This is a genomic window from Streptomyces sp. WI03-4A, assembly GCF_033792105.1.
Classification (GTDB): Bacteria; Actinomycetota; Actinomycetes; order Streptomycetales; family Streptomycetaceae; genus Streptomyces; species Streptomyces collinus_A.
Genome location: NZ_JARAUO010000034.1, coordinates 54,264 through 70,274, shown reverse-complemented (window position 1 = coordinate 70,274; position 16,011 = coordinate 54,264). Strand labels below are relative to the sequence as shown.

Here is a 16,011-nt window from a genome sequence, read left to right as displayed (position 1 = left end):
GCACGAGGAGCCCCCGCAGGACGAACCCCCGCCGCACGACGAGTGACCACCGCACGAGTGGTGCCCCCCGGAGTGGTGGCCTCCCGAGTGGTGCCCGCCGGACGAGGACGAACCGCTGTCCCCGGACGACGAGGAACCGCTGTCCCCGGCCCACCAGCTCCCGCCGCTCCCGCCCGCGCCGTACGACGCCGACCGGCCCGCCCGCCGTCCGCGCCGCGACCTGCCCTTCGCGGACGCGACGACCCCGAAGCAGACGACCGCTGCCACCACCACCACGAACACGACGCCCATGGCGTCACCTTCTTTCGTCCCCCGGTTTCCGGCCCCCCGTGGGCCGCGGTGAACGGGGGATGCCCGGCCACCGGAACCCCGAAAGCCGAGTTGAGGAACTTCAGAGGGTGCCGGATCCGCGCCCGACAGCGGTGTCACCCGAACGGCCCAACATGACGTGTCGCCCGCATGGATGATCAATTGGCTGAGCAGTGTCACAAACCGAGGCAATCCGTGAAAGGCGAATGAAATGCGCATTCGACGAATCCTCGCCGCCGTCATCGCCGCGGCAGCCCTCGCCGGAATCGGCCTCACCAGCGCCGCCGCCGCCAGCCTCACCCGGGGTGAGTGCGAACAGGGCGGGGGAACGGTCGATTGGGCGAACAACACCTGCAGTGGCGGTGAGTTCGACGGACAGATGGTCGACTGAACCCCCACCAGGCGCCCCACAGCCACGCGCTGCGGGGCGCTGGGCTTCTTGAGTAACTCCCGAGCTTGGGCGCAGGATGGCCGGCATGACCTCCACCGCGCGCCCGCACCTGAACCGCCGGCTTGCCGAGTTCGGGACGACGATCTTCGCCGAGATGTCCGCCCTCGCCGTGGCGACCGGGTCGATCAACCTGGGGCAGGGCTTCCCCGATACCGACGGTCCCGAGGAGGTACGGGAGGCGGCCGTGCGCGCGCTGCGCGACGGGCGCGGCAACCAGTACCCGCCGGGCCCGGGCGTCCCCGAGCTGCGCACCGCGATCGCCGCGCACCAGCTGCGCCGCTACGGCCTGGCCCACGACCCCGACACCGAGGTGCTGGTCACCGCGGGCGCCACGGAGGCGATCGCGGCGTCGCTGCTGGCGCTCCTGGAGCCCGGGGACGAGGTGGTGGCCCTGGAGCCGTACTACGACTCCTACGCCGCGAGCATCGCCATGGCGGGCGGCAGGCGGGTGCCGGTGACCCTGCGGCCGGACGGCGGCCGGTTCCGGCTCGACCTCGACGAGCTGCGCGCCGCCGTCACGGACCGCACCCGGCTGCTGCTGGTCAACACCCCGCACAACCCGACCGGCACGGTCCTCACCCGCGCCGAGCTGGCGGCCGTCGCCGCGCTGGCGGTGGAACGCGATCTGCTGGTGGTGACCGACGAGGTCTACGAGCACCTGGTCTTCGACGAGGCGGAGCACGTGCCGCTGGCCGCGTTCCCCGGGATGCGGGAGCGGACGGTGACGATCGGTTCGGCGGGCAAGACGTTCTCGTTCACCGGCTGGAAGGTCGGCTGGGTGACGGCCGCGCCGGAGCTGGTGACCGCCGTGCGCTCGGCCAAGCAGTTCCTGACGTACGTCTCCTCGGGCCCCTTCCAGTACGCGGTGGCCGAGGCCCTGGCGCTGCCCGACTCCTATTTCGAGGGCTTCCGCCGGGACATGCGCGCCCGCCGGGACATCCTCGCGGAGGGGCTGACCCGGGCCGGATTCGAGGTCTTCCGGCCGGCGGGCACCTACTTCATCACGACCGACATCCGCCCGCTCGGCGAGAAGGACGGCTTCACCTTCTGCCGCGCCCTGCCGGAGCGGGCCGGCGTGGTGGCCATCCCCAACGCGGTCTTCTACGACGACCGGGAGGCGGGGTCGCCGTTCGTGCGGTTCGCGTTCTGCAAGCGCGAAGAGGTGCTCCGGGAGGCCGCCGAACGGCTGCGGCGGCTGTGACCAGGGTCTGGGGGCGGCGCCCCCAGACCTGACCGGACCCGGTTACTCCCCGTCGTCCTCGGGCTCCTCGGAGTCGTTGACCTCCTGCTCGAGACCGAGCTGCTCGACCAGCCACTTGTCGAACTCGATCGCGGCCCGCACCCAGCTGACCGTGGACGAGACGAAGTGGTTCAGGTCGACGCCGGTACCGATCAGCATCTGGGCCTCACCGATGAGGCGGACCGTGCCGTCGTCGTGGGTGTGGGTGTACACCTTGGGCCACAGGGTGCGGCGGTTCCAGTCGTCGACGGACTCCAGCAGCTGGACCTTCTCGTCGATCTTGTGCGGCCGGTCGTAGAACGTCCGCACCGAGAAGACCGCCTGCTCGTCCTCCCCGCGGAACATGAAGTACGTGCGGAACTGCTCCCACGGAGCCGCGAGGTCACCCTCCTCGTCGACGACGTACTTCAGCTCCATCTGTTCGAGGAGCTGCTTCACGAGGTCCTGATCCGGGACGACGGGGCCGGCCGGTCCCTGCGGCTGCGGTTCGGGCTGGCCCCCGAAGTTCGGGATCGAGGACGGGTCGATGCTCACTGTTTTTCCCTTCATGCGGATTCCGCCATCCTCCCCCAGAGGGGGAGGGGGGTGGCAAGCCCCGGCCACCCCGTGTCAGCCGAGGGCTGACACGGGGCGCACGCCCGCCGGGGCGCCACCGGGTCCGCGTACCCCCGGTCAGAGGGTCTTGCCCGTCGCCGGGCCGACCAGCAGCCCCTCGCCGAAGCGGTCCACCCGGACCGTGTCGCCGTCCTTGATCTCGCCGGACAGGATCTCCTTGGCGAGCCGGTCGCCGATCGAGGTCTGCACCAGGCGGCGCAGCGGGCGGGCGCCGTAGGCCGGGTCCATCCCCTCCTCGGCGAGCCAGGCCAGCGCCTCGGGGGTGATGTCCAGCGTGAGGCGCCGCTCGGCCAGCCGCCTGGCCAGCCTCTCGATCTGGAGCTGCGCGATCCGCTCCAGCTCGGGCTTGGTGAGCGCGGAGAAGACCACGAAGTCGTCGAGCCGGTTCAGGAATTCCGGCTTGAAAGAGGCCCGTACGACCTCCAGGACCTGCTCCCGCTTCTCCGCCTCGCTGGGGATCGGGTCCACCAGGTACTGGCTGCCCAGGTTGGAGGTGAGCACCAGGATGGTGTTGCGGAAGTCGACCGTGCGGCCCTGTCCGTCGGTGAGCCGGCCGTCGTCCAGCACCTGGAGCAGGACGTCGAAGACCTCCGGGTGGGCCTTCTCGACCTCGTCCAGCAGCACCACGCTGTACGGCCGCCGGCGGACCGCCTCGGTGAGCTGGCCGCCCTCCTCGTAGCCGACGTAGCCGGGAGGCGCGCCGACCAGCCGGGCCACGCTGTGCTTCTCGCCGTACTCCGACATGTCGATGCGGACCATGGCCCGCTCGTCGTCGAACAGGAAGTCGGCGAGGGCCTTGGCGAGTTCTGTCTTGCCGACGCCGGTCGGGCCGAGGAAGAGGAAGGACCCGGTCGGCCGGTCGGGGTCGGCGATGCCGGCGCGCGAGCGCCGTACGGCGTCGCTCACCGCGCGCACCGCCTCGCCCTGGCCGATGAGCCGCCGGCCCAGCTCGTCCTCCATGCGCAGCAGCTTCTGCGTCTCGCCCTCCATCAGGCGGCCGGCCGGGATGCCGGTCCAGGCGGCGACGACGTCGGCGATGTCGTCGGAGCCGACCTCCTCCTTGACCATGGTGTCCCGGGCGACCTCCTCCTCGGCCTCGGAGGCGGCCTCCAGCTCCTTCTCCAGCTCCGGGATCTCGCCGTACAGCAGCTTGGCGGCGGTGTCGAAGTCGCCGTCGCGCTGGGCGCGCTCGGCCTGGCCGCGCAGGTCGTCCAGGCGCTCCTTCAGCTCACCGACCCGGTTGAGGGACTCCTTCTCCTTCTCCCAGCGGGCGGTCAGGCCGCGCAGCTCCTCCTCCTTGTCGGCGAGGTCGCGGCGCAGCTTGTCCAGGCGTTCGCGGGAGGCCGGGTCGGTCTCCTTGGCGATCGCCAGCTCCTCCATCTTCAGCCGGTCGACGGAGCGCTGGAGCTCGTCGATCTCGACCGGCGAGGAGTCGATCTCCATGCGCAGCCGGGAGGCCGACTCGTCCACCAGGTCGATGGCCTTGTCCGGCAGGAAGCGGGAGGTGATGTACCGGTCGGACAGGGTCGCGGCGGCCACCAGCGCACTGTCCGCGATCTGCACCTTGTGGTGGGCCTCGTAGCGGCCCTTCAGGCCGCGCAGGATCGCGATGGTGTCCTCGACGGTCGGCTCGGCGACCAGCACCTGCTGGAAGCGGCGCTCCAGGGCGGGGTCCTTCTCGATCCGCTCGCGGTACTCGTCCAGCGTGGTCGCGCCGACCATGCGCAGCTCGCCGCGGGCCAGCATCGGCTTGAGCATGTTGCCCGCGTCCATGGCGGAGTCGCCGCCGGCCCCGGCGCCCACGACGGTGTGCAGCTCGTCGATGAAGGTGATGATCTGCCCGTCGGAGTCCTTGATCTCGGCGAGCACGGCCTTCAGCCGCTCCTCGAACTCGCCGCGGTACTTCGCGCCGGCGACCATCGCGCCGAGGTCGAGCGCGACCAGCCGCTTGTCGCGCAGGGACTCGGGCACGTCGCCCTTGACGATCCGCTGGGCGAGCCCCTCGACCACGGCGGTCTTGCCGACGCCCGGCTCGCCGATGAGGACCGGGTTGTTCTTGGTACGGCGGCTCAGCACCTGCACGACCCGCCGGATCTCCTGGTCCCGGCCGATGACCGGGTCGAGGCGGCCCTCGCGGGCGGCGGCGGTGAAGTCGGTGCCGAACTTCTCCAGGGCCTTGTACTGGCCCTCGGGATCGGCGGTGGTCACGCGGCGTCCTCCCCTGGCCTTGCGAAAGGCCTCTTGCAGCTTCCTGGCGTCGGCGCCCTGCGCCGTGAGCACGTCACCGGCCGCCCCGCCCTTGGCGGCGATGCCGATGAGCAGGTGCTCGGTGGACAGGTACTCGTCACCGAGTTCCGCGGCCCGTTCGGTGGCGTCCGCGATCACGGCGAGCAGCTCGCGGTTGGGCTGCGGGGGCGCGACGGTGGAGCCGGTCACGCTGGGCAGCCGGGCGAGGACACGCTCGGCGCCGGAGCGTACGGCCGCCTGGTCGGCCTCGACGGCCGCGAGCAGGTCGGTGATGTTCTCGTTGTCCTGCCCCGCGAGCAGGGCGAGGAGCAGGTGAGCGGGTGTGAGGTCCGGGTGTCCCTCGGCCAGGGCGCGGTTGCCGGCGGTGTTGATCGCGTCCCGGCTCCTGTTGGTCAGCTCGGCGTCCACGTGTCGGTTCTCCTCCTCGGCGTCGGCCCGGTGGCCGTGTCTCCCACTTGTCTCCCACTGCTGCTGACCTGACCAGCATACGCAAAGTTGAGTCTATTCCACTCAAGGTGGGGATTGCAGCTTCCTGCGACTAGGTTTCGGAACCATGGCCACGCACTCCCAGGACCCGACTTCCCCGGACGAGCTCTATCTCGCCTTCTGGCGGGAGCGGCACCTGTGCACCCTGACGACCCTGCGCCGCGACGGCAGCCCGCACGTGGTGCCGGTGGGGGTGACGTACGACCCGGAGGCGGGGCTGGCCCGGGTGATCACCGGCCGGACGAGCGCGAAGGTGGCCCACGTCCTCGCGGCCGGCGCCGAGGGCGGGCGGGTCGCGGTGTGCCAGGTGGACGGCCGGCGCTGGGCCACGCTGGAGGGCCGGGCCCGGGTGAGCGACGACCCGGAGCGGGTGGCGGAGGCCGAGCGGCGCTACGCCGAGCGGTACCGGCGGCAGCCCCGGGAGAACCCGCTCCGGGTGGTGATCGAGATCGAGCTGGAGCGGGCGCTCGGACACGGTTGAGACCGGGACCGGACCGGGGCGGTCAACCGGTTGGTTTCGGCCACCGTGACAGCGCTCCCACACACCGAAATGTCGCCACAAACTGCAGCGGCGTCACCGTGTTCAGGTCACGGTGACGCCGCTGCGGGGGGAAGCACCTGAGCGATCTTTTACGACGGGGGAATCGCGTCAGGCACTGCGGGGGGTGGCCGAAATGGTCCTTACGTCCGAGACTTCCGGTTCTGCCAGCCGGTGGTCTCGTTGGTCCAGATTCACGAAGATCATGCCGTACCGGACGGCGCACCGTACCGGCTGCGGCGCCCCACGTGGCTTGCGCAGACACCGGTACGCCCGCACGTCCTCTTCGTCGTCGCGGGTGACGACGACCGGCTCGCCGAACACGGTCACCATCAGCGAGTCACCGCTGTGGGGGATCGCGGTGACCAGGTCGATGAAGTGCCAGCCCGAGCGGTACGCGGTGGCCATCTCACGACGGAAGGACCGGTCGTCGGGAGGGGTGGTCATGCCGGCCGCCCCGACGCCTGGAGGTGTGTGCTCTGCCCCCAACCGGTGTCCGTCGGCGTGGCGACGACGACTCCCGTCGGCTCACTGGCGCCCCAGCCGGTGTCCAGCTTGGTCACGCCGACCGCCTGCGCCGTCCCCGCCCCAGCACCGAAGACCACGGCCGCAGAGAAGGCAACGGCAAGCGCCGATCGAAGCATTCTCTTGTACATAGTCGGCTTCGTCCTCACTCAACGAGTTTCCTTCCCCCGTGCCACGAAGACGATGGCTCATTCAGGCACGTCAATGCCACAGGGGCGATGCATCATGTTCCTGCATGTTCAGGACCCTGGGGGGTGGAGATTTGCCGAAAAATGACCCAAAAGGGACACATCAGCACGCGATAACCGATCTCTGTGAGGAGGGGACACAGCTCTACGCCAGCGCATTGAGCACCGGCCGGATCGCCCGCGCCGAGATCGAGGACGCCCCCTGCCTCCTCGAGTTCGCTCTGCTGCACCCGGATCCTGACGACGAGAAGTGGCTGCGGCCGGTTCCGCCGGCCGTCGCGCTCGCCCAGCGGCTGCACCCGCTCGAACGGGAGATCCTGGACCGTCGCCGGTTCTCCATCGAACTGACCGAATCCTTCGAGCCATTCATGGCGCTCAGCGCCCTGGCACCCGCCCCCACGCATGCCATCACGGTGCTCGAAGGCTCCGACCGGATCAACGCGGCGCTCAACCTCGCCACGGCCGAGTGCCGGCACGAGGTGCTGACCGTGCAGCCGGGCGGCGGGCGCAGCGAGCAGATCCTCAAGCAGGCCCTCGAACGGGACCGGCCGCTCATGGAGCGCGGGGTGAGCATGCGCACCCTGTACCAGCACACCGTCCGGCACAGCCTGGGCACCATGGCGTACGTGGACGTCATGTCCCGCGGCAAGGTCGAGATACGCACGCTGGAGGAGCTGATCGGGCGGCTCATCATCTGCGACGCGACCGTCGCCTTCGTGCCGGCCCACGACGACCAGCAGGTCGCCCTCGAACTGCGCCACCCCGGCCTCGTCAAATACCTGATCAAGGTCTTCGAGCACCTCTGGCGCCGCGCCACCCCGCTGCGCGAGGAGGTGCCCTACGAGCCCGCCCGCGACGGCATCACCGGCGTCCAGCACTCCATCGCCAAACTCCTGGTCGAGGGCCACGTCGACGAGGCGATAGCCCGCCGCCTCGGCATGAACGTGCGCACCTGCCGCGCCCACATCGCCAAGCTCGCCCAGGCGCTCGGCAGCGGCAGCCGGGCCCAGCTCGGCTACCTCATCGCCCAGTCCGGACTCCTCGAACAGGACATGTCCGCGCCGGGGCACACCGACCGCACCTGAGCACGGGCCCGGCGCCGCTCGGCACCCGGTCACGCCGTCGGGCACCCCGCCCCGCCGTCCGGCGCCGGCCGTGCCGGACGGCGGCCCCGGCGGCCCCCGGCGGCCCCCGGACCTCCGTGCGGCCCCCCGTGCGGCGGTCCCGCGGCACACCCCCACCGCACACCACACGGCACACCCGCACGGCACGCCCCACCCCCGCCCCGTCCCCGCACCACCGAGCAGGAGGGAGCCCGGCAGTGACCCCGGCGCCGCATCCGGACCACGGCATGGAAGAGCTGTGTCCGGCAGGATCGGAGCTGTACGCACAGGCCCTGCGCGCAGGCCACGTCACCGACGCGCAGGCCGGGGCGGCCCCCTGCCTGCTGCGGTTCGGTCTGCTGCAGCCGAACGTCGACGACCCCGGCAGGCTGGAACCGGTGGCCGCCGCCGTCGCCCTGCACGAGCTGCTGCGCGGCTCGGCGGAACGCGTCGCCGACGAGCGGCGCCGCGAGGCCCGCCTGACCGAGACGTTCGCGCCGCTGCTGCGGACCCAGGAGCCGCCCGCGGGGCCCACCGGCGGCCCCGCGACGATCCGGATGCACAGCGGCCTGGAGCGGATCAACCAGGCCATCTCCCAGGTCATGGCGGACTCCGCCGAGGAACTCCTGGCGATCCATTCGCACCCCACCCACACCCGCACACCCCCCAGCCTGTTCGCGCTCGCCCTCGACCGCGACCAGGCCCTGCTCGACCGCGGCGCCCGGATCCGCACCCTCTACCAGCACACCCTGCGGCACGCGCCCACCGTGCAGGCCCGTTACGAGCGGCTGCGGGGCGACGTCGAGGCCCGCACCCTGAACGAGGTCACCGAGCGGCTCCTCGTCTTCGACCGCACGGTCGCCTTCCTCCCCGCGAACAAGGACCGCACCCTCGCCCTGGAGATCCGGCTGCCCGCCCTCGTCGACTACCTCGTGACCGTCTTCGACCGCCTCTGGCACCTGGCGACCCCGCTGCACCCGCGCGGCGGCCGGCAGCCGTCCCTGGACGGCGTCACGCCCCGCCAGCGGGCCATCGCCGCCCTCCTCGTGGAGGGCCACACCGACACCGCCATCGCCGACCGCCTCGGCATGAACGTACGCACCGCCCGCCTGCACATCGCCAAGCTCGCCGCCACCCTGGGCAGCGAGAGCCGCGCCCAACTCGGCTACCTGATCGGCGAGTCGGGCATCCTGAAGCAGGCGCGGACGGCGCACTGAGGGCGACTGGGCCGGCGGTGAGGGCCCGGCCGGGCCCGGCTGTGCGGCTGTGCGGCCGTCTCAGCGCACGCCAGGGGTCTCCTGGTCGGGGATCCTGAGTGCGGGCGGGGCCGCCGGGGAGCCGGGGTGCGGGGGGCCGTCCAGGCCCACCTGGGCGATGCGGACGCCGAGTTGGGTACGGCTGGCCGCGCCGAGGGTGTCCGAGAGCCGGGCGATGTGGGCCCGGCAGGTGCGGACGCTGATGCCGAGCCGCTCGGCGATCACCGCGTCCTGGTGCCCCTCCGCGAGCAGCGCGGCGATGGACCGCTCGCGGTGCGAGATGCCCTCGATGCCGGTGTCGGGCAGGGGCGCGGTCAGCGGCAGCGCGAGCCGCCACAGCCGCTCGAAGACGGTCACCAGGTACTCCACCAGCGCCGGGTGGCGCAGCTCCAGGGCCATCGTGCGCTCGGTGTTGGCGGGGATGAAGGCGACCGTGCGGTCGAAGAGGATCAGCCGGTCGATGACCTCGTCCAGGGTGCGGGCCTCGACCGTGTCGCCCATCAGTTCCAGGTAGTTGAGCAGCCCCTGCCCGTGCCGGGCCACGTGGGTGTACAGGTCGCGCATGCGTACGCCCCGGCCGCGCAGCGTCAGCGCCCGGTGCAGCCCCTCGGTCAGCTCGGCCTCGCGCCGGATGCCGCCGGGCTGCACCGTGAGCACCTCGCTCGTGCACGCCTCGGTGGCCTCGTCCATCGCGGCCTGGATGCGGGAGAGCCCGTCCAGCACGCGGAGGGCGGTACCCTCACCCGGCGCCGAGAGCGCCTGGAGCTGGCGGCCCAGACCGGCGTACCACTCGAAGGCGCTGACCGCCGAGCCCACCCGCCGCTGGCTCTCCCTGACCTCGTCGTAGACCCCGCGCAGCAGCCGGGTCATGACCTCCTGCGGGGAGGTCGGCACCAGCCAGTCCATGTCGTCCGGGTCCGGGTGCAGCAGCGCCAGCTCCAGCAGGCAGGGCACCGGATCCGCGTCCGTGCGCGGCACCCGTCCCCGGCGTACGGCCCGGGAGTACACGCGGTCCCCGGCGTCGCACAGCCGGTCGGCACCGTGTGGATGCTGCTCCGCCCCGCGCCCGGCCATCGGCCATTCCACCCCCGGTTTGCTGCCACTTCCGCAGCGCAACTATGCGCGGCCGGGACCGGGTCCGCAACAAGGCTCCGTCCGCCGAGGGCACCGGAATCGGGGGGTGTGCCCCGGTATCGTCCGGCCTCCGCCCGTCGCATTGCAACAAGCTGATGGTGGTGGCCGGAACGTCACACAGGCATCGTTGGTCCCGCTTCCCCCGGGTGCCACGGCCCCCGGAGAGCGGTCCCGGTCAGGCACCCCCCGCACGGCCGGGGCCGCCGCATCGCGCCCACGGGGGTGGCGCGATGCGGGGAGGCCGTGACGGCTACTTCAGGCCGACGGCGGCGCAGGCCGCCTTGTACTTGGGGGTGCAGATGTCGGCGACCGTGTAGATGCCGTCGGCGATGACCGTGTCCTTGACCCGGTTCTTGGTCAGGGCGCTCACCTGGACCAGCTTGGACGGAATGCTCTTGTCGGTCGGGCTGTCGACGTGGTCCTGGGTGAGGGCGTCGAACTGGATGTCCTTGCCCTGCACCTTGGTGACGGCCATCTGCGCGGCGGCCTGGGCCTCGTCCGGGTAGGACTTGTACACGCTCATGTACTGCTCGCCGGTGAGGATCCGCTGGACGGCGTCCAGTTCGGCGTCCTGGCCGGTGATCGGGGGCAGGGTGGTGGCACCGGCCGCCTTGAGGGCCTTGATGACACCAGCCGCCATGCCGTCGTTGGCGGCGTACACGCCGGCGATGTTGCTCTTGCCGATCTTCGCGATCGCCTGGGCCATCCTGGCCTGGGCGATCTCCGGCTTCCAGTCCTTGGTGTCCCAGCTGTCCGCGATCGTGACCTTGTCCTTCAGCTCGGAGAGCGCGCCCTCCTTGAACTGCTTGGCGTTCGGGTCGGTGGGCGAGCCGTTCACCATGACGACCTTGTCGGAGGTGTCGACGCCCGAGCCCAGCGCGTCCAGCAGGGTACGGGCCTGCACCTCGCCGACCAGCTCGTTGTCGAAGGAGATGTAGGCGTCGATCGGGCCCTCGGCCAGCCGGTCGTAGGCGATGACCGGGATGCCCGCGTCCTTGGCCTTCTTCACCTCGCCGGCGATGGCGTGCGAGTCGACCGCGTCGAGCAGGATGATGTCGACCTTGTCGTCGATCATCTGCTGCATCTGGCCGGCCTGCCGGGCGGAGTCCGCGTCGGCGTTGGCGTACGAGACGTGGCCCTTGTTGTGGGTCAGCTCCGCGACCTGGTTCTTGATGATGGGGTAGTCGAACTTGTCGTAGCGGGTGTTCGCCTTCTCCGGCAGCAGGAGTCCGATCGTGACGTCGTCCCCCTTCGTCGGCGTCGCGCTCGCGCCGTCGCCCGTAGCGTCCAGCACGCCGCAGCCGGCGAGCGAAAGGGTCATCGTGGACGCGGCCACGGACATGGCTATACGACGCATTCAGGGGCTCACTTCAGGTGCGTTCCGGACGTGGGTGCAGCTTTACGACCCAGGTGTCTGAAAAGACAACTTGGACCCGACACCCGGCGTCAAGCGGAACTACTTAACGAGTGCGCAACAGCACGCTCCGCTGCATCTGTGAAGGTGGAGCGGAATCGTCTCCAAACAGTCTTTACGGACCCTCCACCCAACGGGAGTTCACAGGGAGGCAAAGATCAGTGCAACCGAATGCAATCCAGACGAGTCGTGCCGACCCGCGGTCGCGGACCGCCTCCCCGACTCGACCAGACGACCGAACGAACCCAGCCAGCCGGGCGCCGGACACGCGAGAGGGGCCCGGAGAATCCGGGCCCCTCTCGTCCGCGCCGACGGGTCGGCGCGTCAGTCGTTCTGCTGCCGCTTGGGCCGCCACACCACCAGCGCGCTGGTCTGCTGGACCTCCTGGTACGGGACCAGGTCGCGGCGGTAGGAGGCGTGGACGGCCGCCTCCCGCTGCCGCATCGCGGCCGCCGCGCCGTCGAGCGCCGACTGGAGTTCGGCGACCCGGGACTGGAGGGCCGCGACCTGGTTCTCCAGTTCGATGATGCGCTTGATGCCGGCCAGGTTGATGCCCTCGTCCTGCGACAACGCCTGCACCTGGCGGAGCAGTTCGATGTCGCGGGCCGAGTAGCGGCGGCCCCGCCCGGCCGTGCGGTCGGGCGAGACCAGACCCAGCCGGTCGTACTGGCGCAGCGTCTGCGGGTGGAGTCCGGAGAGCTGGGCCGCCACCGAGATGACGTAGACCGGGGTCTCCTCGGTCAGTTCGTACGGGTTACGCCGACGGCCGGATGTGTCCATGGGGCGCTCAATCTCCCTTCGCGGCCTCGAACAGCTCCGCCCGCGGGTCCTCGCCCGCGGTCGCCTCGCGATACGCCTCCAGTGCGTCACGAGCCTTCCCCGACAGGTCCTTGGGGACACTCACCTCGACGGTGATCAGCAGATCGCCGCGCGTGCCGTCCTTGCGGACCGCGCCCTTGCCCCGCGCCCGCATGGTGCGGCCGTTGGGGGTGCCGGGCGGCAGCTTCAGGGTGACCGCGGGGCCGCCCAGGGTCGGGACCCGGACCTCGCCGCCGAGCGCGGCCTCGGTGAACGTCACCGGGACGGTCACCGTGAGGTTGTCGTCCTTGCGCCCGAACACCGGGTGCGTGCCGACGTGCACGGCGACGTACAGGTCGCCCGCCGGGCCGCCGCGCTCACCGGGCGCGCCCTTGCCGCGCAGCCGGATCCGCTGCCCGTCGGTGACCCCGGCGGGGATGCGGACCTGCATGGTGCGCGAGGACTTGGCGCGGCCGCTGCCCTTGCACTCCAGGCAGGGGTGCTCGGCGATCAGACCGCGGCCCTTGCAGTCGGGGCAGGGGTCGGTGAGCGAGAACCCGCCGCCCGAGCCCCGGGCGACCTGTCCGGTGCCGACACAGGTCGGGCACACCCGGGGGGTGCCGTTCTTGTCGCCGGTGCCGGAGCAGGCCTTGCAGGGCGCCTGGGAGGACATCCGCAGGGGCACCGTGGCGCCCTCGATGGCCTCCGTGAAGCTCAGCGTGACCTCGGACTCGATGTCCTGGCCACGCCGTGGCTGGGTACGGGTGCCCGTGCCGGTGGCACCGCCCCGGTTGAACAGGCCCCCGAAGACGTCACCGAGTCCACCGCCGAAGCCGCCTCCGCTCTGGGCGTTGCCCCCGAAGAGGTCGCCGAGGTCGAAGTTGAAGTTGCCGCCGGCGCCGCCCGGCCCGGGGCGGAAGCCTCCGTTGCCGAACAGGGCGCGCGCCTCGTCGTACTCCTTGCGCTTCTTGGGGTCGCCTAGGACGTCGTTCGCCTCGGAGATCTCCTTGAAGCGCTCCTCCGCCTTGACGTTTCCCTTGTTGGCGTCCGGGTGGAACTCGCGGGCGAGCTTCCGGTACGCCTTCTTGATCTCGGCCTCGGTGGCGTCCTTGGGGACGCCGAGGACCTTGTAGTAGTCCTTCTCGATGAAGTCCTTGGTGCTCATCCCCGACGTCCCTCCTTCCTGTCCTCGGTGATTACGTCAGCCCTCCTCCGGGCCACCGTTCTCCTTGTCGTCGACGGCACCGGTCGCCGGACTCTCCTCGGCTTCCTCGGCCTTGACGCTCTGCGCGCCGGGCTGCGGTTCGGCGACGGCCACCCGCGCGGGGCGGATGGTGCGCTCGCCGATGCGGTACCCGGGCTGCAGGATGGCCACGCACGTCGTCTCGGTGACGTCCGGCGCGTAGCTGTGCATCAGGGCCTCGTGGATCGTCGGGTCGAAGGGCTCGCCCTCCTTGCCGAACTGCTGCAGGCCCATCTTGGCCGCGACGGTCTCCAGCGACTCGGCCACCGACTTGAAGCCGCCGACCAGTTCGCCGTGTTCCCGCGCCCGGCCGATGTCGTCGAGCACGGGCAGGAGCTCGGTCAGGAGGTTCGCGATGGCGATCTCCTTGACCGCGACCCGGTCGCGCTCGACCCGTCGGCGGTAGTTCTGGTACTCGGCCTGGAGCCGCTGGAGGTCCAGCGTGCGCTCGTTGAGCGCCGTGCGCACCTGGTCGAGCTGGGCCGCCAGGCCCGCGTCTGCGTTTACGTCCCCGGCCGGGGCCGCCCCCTCGTCGGGAGCGGCCTTCGACTCGGCGTCGTCGGGGGTCGCGCCGGAGGGGACGTCGGGCTTCTCCTCGAAGCCCGGGGTCTCCTCCGTCACGCGGCACCGTCCTTGCGCTCGTCGTCGACGATCTCGGCGTCCACGACGTCGTCGTCGGCCTTCGGGGCCTCACCGGCACCGCCGGCCGCCTCCTGGGCGCCCTGGGCGTCGGCGTACATGGCCTGGCCGAGCTTCTGCGAGACGGCGGCGACCTTCTCGGTGGCGGTGCGGATCGCGGCGGTGTCCTCGCCCTTGAGCGTCTCCTTCAGCTCGGCGATCGCGGCCTCGACCTCGGTCTTGATCTCGCCCGGGACCTTGTCCTCGTTGTCCTTGAGGAACTTCTCGGTCTGGTAGACGAGCTGCTCGCCCTGGTTGCGGGTCTCGGCGGCCTCGCGGCGGGCGTGGTCCTCCTCCGCGTACTTCTCGGCCTCCTGGCGCATGCGGTCGACCTCGTCCTTCGGCAGCGAGGAGCCGCCGGTGACGGTCATCTTCTGCTCCTTGCCCGTGCCCAGGTCCTTCGCGGTCACGTGCATGATGCCGTTGGCGTCGATGTCGAAGGCGACCTCGATCTGCGGGACGCCACGCGGCGCCGGCGGCAGACCGGTCAGCTCGAACATGCCGAGCTTCTTGTTGTACGCCGCGATCTCGCGCTCACCCTGGTAGACCTGGATCTGCACGGACGGCTGGTTGTCCTCGGCCGTCGTGAAGATCTCCGACCGCTTGGTCGGGATCGTGGTGTTGCGCTCGATGAGCTTGGTCATGATGCCGCCCTTGGTCTCGATGCCGAGGGACAGCGGGGTCACGTCGAGGAGCAGGACGTCCTTGACCTCACCCTTGAGGACACCGGCCTGGAGGGCGGCGCCGATGGCGACGACCTCGTCCGGGTTCACGCCCTTGTTGGCCTCGTTGCCACCGGTCAGCTCCTTGACGAGCTCGGCGACGGCGGGCATGCGGGTGGAGCCGCCGACCAGGACGACGTGGTCGATCTCGTTGATCGAGATGCCGGCGTCCTTGATGACGTTGTGGAACGGCGTCTTGCAGCGCTCCAGCAGGTCCGCGGTCAGCTGCTGGAACTGGGCGCGGGTGAGCTTCTCGTCCAGGTGCAGCGGGCCCTCGGCGGACGCCGTGATGTAGGGCAGGTTGATCGAGGTCTCGGTGGACGAGGACAGCTCGATCTTGGCCTTCTCCGCCGCCTCACGCAGACGCTGGAGGGCCATCTTGTCCTTGGCCAGGTCCACGCCGTGACCGGACTTGAACTGCTGCACCAGGTAGTCGACGACGCGCTGGTCCCAGTCGTCACCACCGAGGTGGTTGTCACCGTTGGTGGCCTTCACCTCGACGACGCCGTCACCGATCTCCAGGAGGGACACGTCGAAGGTGCCGCCACCGAGGTCGAAGACGAGGATCGTCTGGTCGTCCTTGTCGAGGCCGTACGCCAGCGCGGCGGCGGTCGGCTCGTTGACGATGCGCAGGACGTTCAGACCGGCGATCTCGCCGGCCTCCTTGGTCGCCTGGCGCTCGGAGTCGTTGAAGTACGCCGGGACGGTGATGACCGCGTCGGTCACCTTCTCGCCCAGGTAGGACTCGGCGTCCCGCTTCAGCTTCTGCAGGATGAACGCGGAGATCTGCTGGGGGTTGAAGTCCTTCCCGTCCAGCTGGATCTTCCAGTCGGTGCCCATGTGACGCTTCACCGAGCGGATGGTCCGGTCCACGTTCGTGACCGCCTGGCGCTTGGCGACCTCGCCGACGAGCACCTCACCGTTCTTGGCGAAGGCGACGACGGACGGCGTGGTCCTGGCACCCTCGGCGTTGGTGATGACGGTGGGCTCGCCGCCCTCCAGAACGCTGACGACGGAGTTAGTCGTGCCCAGGTCGATGCCGACCGCACGTGCCATGGTTGATT

At 70.8% G+C, this 16,011-nt stretch carries 14 protein-coding genes; 5 read left to right on the top strand and 9 right to left on the bottom strand.

The features are described from left to right. Nucleotides 1-520: 520 nt before the first annotated feature. Together PV343_RS28605 and PV343_RS28600 are read left to right on the top strand one after the other, a co-directional pair. The gene (locus tag PV343_RS28605; RefSeq protein WP_319149880.1) at nucleotides 521-700 is read left to right on the top strand and encodes a hypothetical protein; all 180 of its coding nucleotides are present in this window, start codon (nucleotides 521-523) and stop codon (nucleotides 698-700) included. Between the two features lie 76 nt (nucleotides 701-776). Beyond that, nucleotides 777-1,961: a pyridoxal phosphate-dependent aminotransferase gene (locus PV343_RS28600; protein WP_319149879.1), complete on the top strand. Its 1,185-nt coding sequence runs from the start codon at nucleotides 777-779 to the stop codon at nucleotides 1,959-1,961. 42 nt (nucleotides 1,962-2,003) lie between these two features. Here PV343_RS28600 and PV343_RS28595 read toward each other — a convergent pair whose 3' ends face one another. Both PV343_RS28595 and clpB read right to left on the bottom strand, forming a co-directional pair. Beyond that, a complete protein-coding gene (locus PV343_RS28595) occupies nucleotides 2,004-2,534 on the bottom strand; it encodes a YbjN domain-containing protein (protein WP_319149878.1) in 531 nt (176 codons plus the stop codon). A gap of 138 nt (nucleotides 2,535-2,672) precedes the next feature. Beyond that, entirely contained in the window at nucleotides 2,673-5,270 is a 2,598-nt protein-coding gene (gene clpB, locus PV343_RS28590) for an ATP-dependent chaperone ClpB (RefSeq protein WP_319149877.1), read from the bottom strand. A 145-nt stretch (nucleotides 5,271-5,415) separates the two neighbouring features. Between clpB and PV343_RS28585 the strand changes: the two genes are divergently transcribed. Further along, complete coding sequence (locus tag PV343_RS28585; RefSeq protein WP_319149876.1) at nucleotides 5,416-5,829, top strand: pyridoxamine 5'-phosphate oxidase family protein; 414 nt, start codon at nucleotides 5,416-5,418, stop codon at nucleotides 5,827-5,829. 168 nt (nucleotides 5,830-5,997) lie between these two features. Here PV343_RS28585 and PV343_RS28580 read toward each other — a convergent pair whose 3' ends face one another. After that, nucleotides 5,998-6,333 carry a hypothetical protein gene (locus tag PV343_RS28580; RefSeq protein ID WP_319149875.1) on the bottom strand — a complete coding sequence of 112 codons (336 nt, stop codon included), beginning with the start codon at nucleotides 6,331-6,333 and terminating at the stop codon, nucleotides 5,998-6,000. A gap of 313 nt (nucleotides 6,334-6,646) precedes the next feature. On the opposite strand from PV343_RS28580, the gene PV343_RS28575 reads away from it, so the two are divergent. After that, the gene (locus PV343_RS28575; RefSeq protein WP_319149874.1) at nucleotides 6,647-7,684 is read left to right on the top strand and encodes a helix-turn-helix transcriptional regulator; all 1,038 of its coding nucleotides are present in this window, start codon (nucleotides 6,647-6,649) and stop codon (nucleotides 7,682-7,684) included. 236 nt (nucleotides 7,685-7,920) lie between these two features. Then, entirely contained in the window at nucleotides 7,921-8,919 is a 999-nt protein-coding gene (locus PV343_RS28570) for a helix-turn-helix transcriptional regulator (protein WP_319149873.1), read from the top strand. A gap of 60 nt (nucleotides 8,920-8,979) precedes the next feature. Here the strand turns inward: PV343_RS28570 and PV343_RS28565 are convergent, their stop codons facing one another. The 6 genes from PV343_RS28565 to dnaK all read right to left on the bottom strand — a co-directional run bounded on the left by PV343_RS28565 (nucleotide 8,980) and on the right by dnaK (nucleotide 16,003). Beyond that, on the bottom strand, nucleotides 8,980-10,032 hold the full coding sequence (locus tag PV343_RS28565; protein WP_319149872.1) for a helix-turn-helix transcriptional regulator: 1,053 nt from the start codon (nucleotides 10,030-10,032) through the stop codon (nucleotides 8,980-8,982). A gap of 310 nt (nucleotides 10,033-10,342) precedes the next feature. Continuing rightward, a complete protein-coding gene (locus PV343_RS28560; RefSeq protein WP_319149871.1) occupies nucleotides 10,343-11,449 on the bottom strand; it encodes a sugar ABC transporter substrate-binding protein in 1,107 nt (368 codons plus the stop codon). 381 nt (nucleotides 11,450-11,830) lie between these two features. Continuing rightward, nucleotides 11,831-12,286, bottom strand: coding sequence for a heat shock protein transcriptional repressor HspR (locus tag PV343_RS28555; RefSeq protein ID WP_020941256.1), 456 nt, complete (start codon nucleotides 12,284-12,286; stop codon nucleotides 11,831-11,833). 7 nt (nucleotides 12,287-12,293) lie between these two features. Beyond that, the gene (gene dnaJ / locus PV343_RS28550) at nucleotides 12,294-13,469 is read right to left on the bottom strand and encodes a molecular chaperone DnaJ (protein WP_319149870.1); all 1,176 of its coding nucleotides are present in this window, start codon (nucleotides 13,467-13,469) and stop codon (nucleotides 12,294-12,296) included. A 36-nt stretch (nucleotides 13,470-13,505) separates the two neighbouring features. Next, nucleotides 13,506-14,168 (bottom strand): nucleotide exchange factor GrpE, encoded by a 663-nt coding sequence (grpE, locus tag PV343_RS28545; protein ID WP_319149869.1) that lies wholly within the window; start codon nucleotides 14,166-14,168, stop codon nucleotides 13,506-13,508. Next, the gene (gene dnaK / locus PV343_RS28540) at nucleotides 14,165-16,003 is read right to left on the bottom strand and encodes a molecular chaperone DnaK (RefSeq protein ID WP_319149868.1); all 1,839 of its coding nucleotides are present in this window, start codon (nucleotides 16,001-16,003) and stop codon (nucleotides 14,165-14,167) included. The genes grpE and dnaK overlap by 4 nt, the downstream gene beginning before the upstream one ends. Nucleotides 16,004-16,011: the final 8 nt, after the last annotated feature.

Coding starts and splice junctions, on each gene's coding strand:
- PV343_RS28605 (WP_319149880.1), top strand. CDS start 521: ATGCGCATTCGACGAATCCTCGCCGCCGTCATCGCCGCGGCAGCCCTC.
- PV343_RS28600 (WP_319149879.1), top strand. CDS start 777: ATGGCCGGCATGACCTCCACCGCGCGCCCGCACCTGAACCGCCGGCTT.
- PV343_RS28585 (WP_319149876.1), top strand. CDS start 5,416: ATGGCCACGCACTCCCAGGACCCGACTTCCCCGGACGAGCTCTATCTC.
- PV343_RS28580 (WP_319149875.1), bottom strand. CDS start 6,333: ATGACCACCCCTCCCGACGACCGGTCCTTCCGTCGTGAGATGGCCACC.
- PV343_RS28575 (WP_319149874.1), top strand. CDS start 6,647: ATGTTCAGGACCCTGGGGGGTGGAGATTTGCCGAAAAATGACCCAAAA.
- PV343_RS28565 (WP_319149872.1), bottom strand. CDS start 10,032: ATGGCCGGGCGCGGGGCGGAGCAGCATCCACACGGTGCCGACCGGCTG.
- PV343_RS28560 (WP_319149871.1), bottom strand. CDS start 11,449: ATGCGTCGTATAGCCATGTCCGTGGCCGCGTCCACGATGACCCTTTCG.
- PV343_RS28555 (WP_020941256.1), bottom strand. CDS start 12,286: ATGGACACATCCGGCCGTCGGCGTAACCCGTACGAACTGACCGAGGAG.
- dnaJ (WP_319149870.1), bottom strand. CDS start 13,469: ATGAGCACCAAGGACTTCATCGAGAAGGACTACTACAAGGTCCTCGGC.
- dnaK (WP_319149868.1), bottom strand. CDS start 16,003: ATGGCACGTGCGGTCGGCATCGACCTGGGCACGACTAACTCCGTCGTC.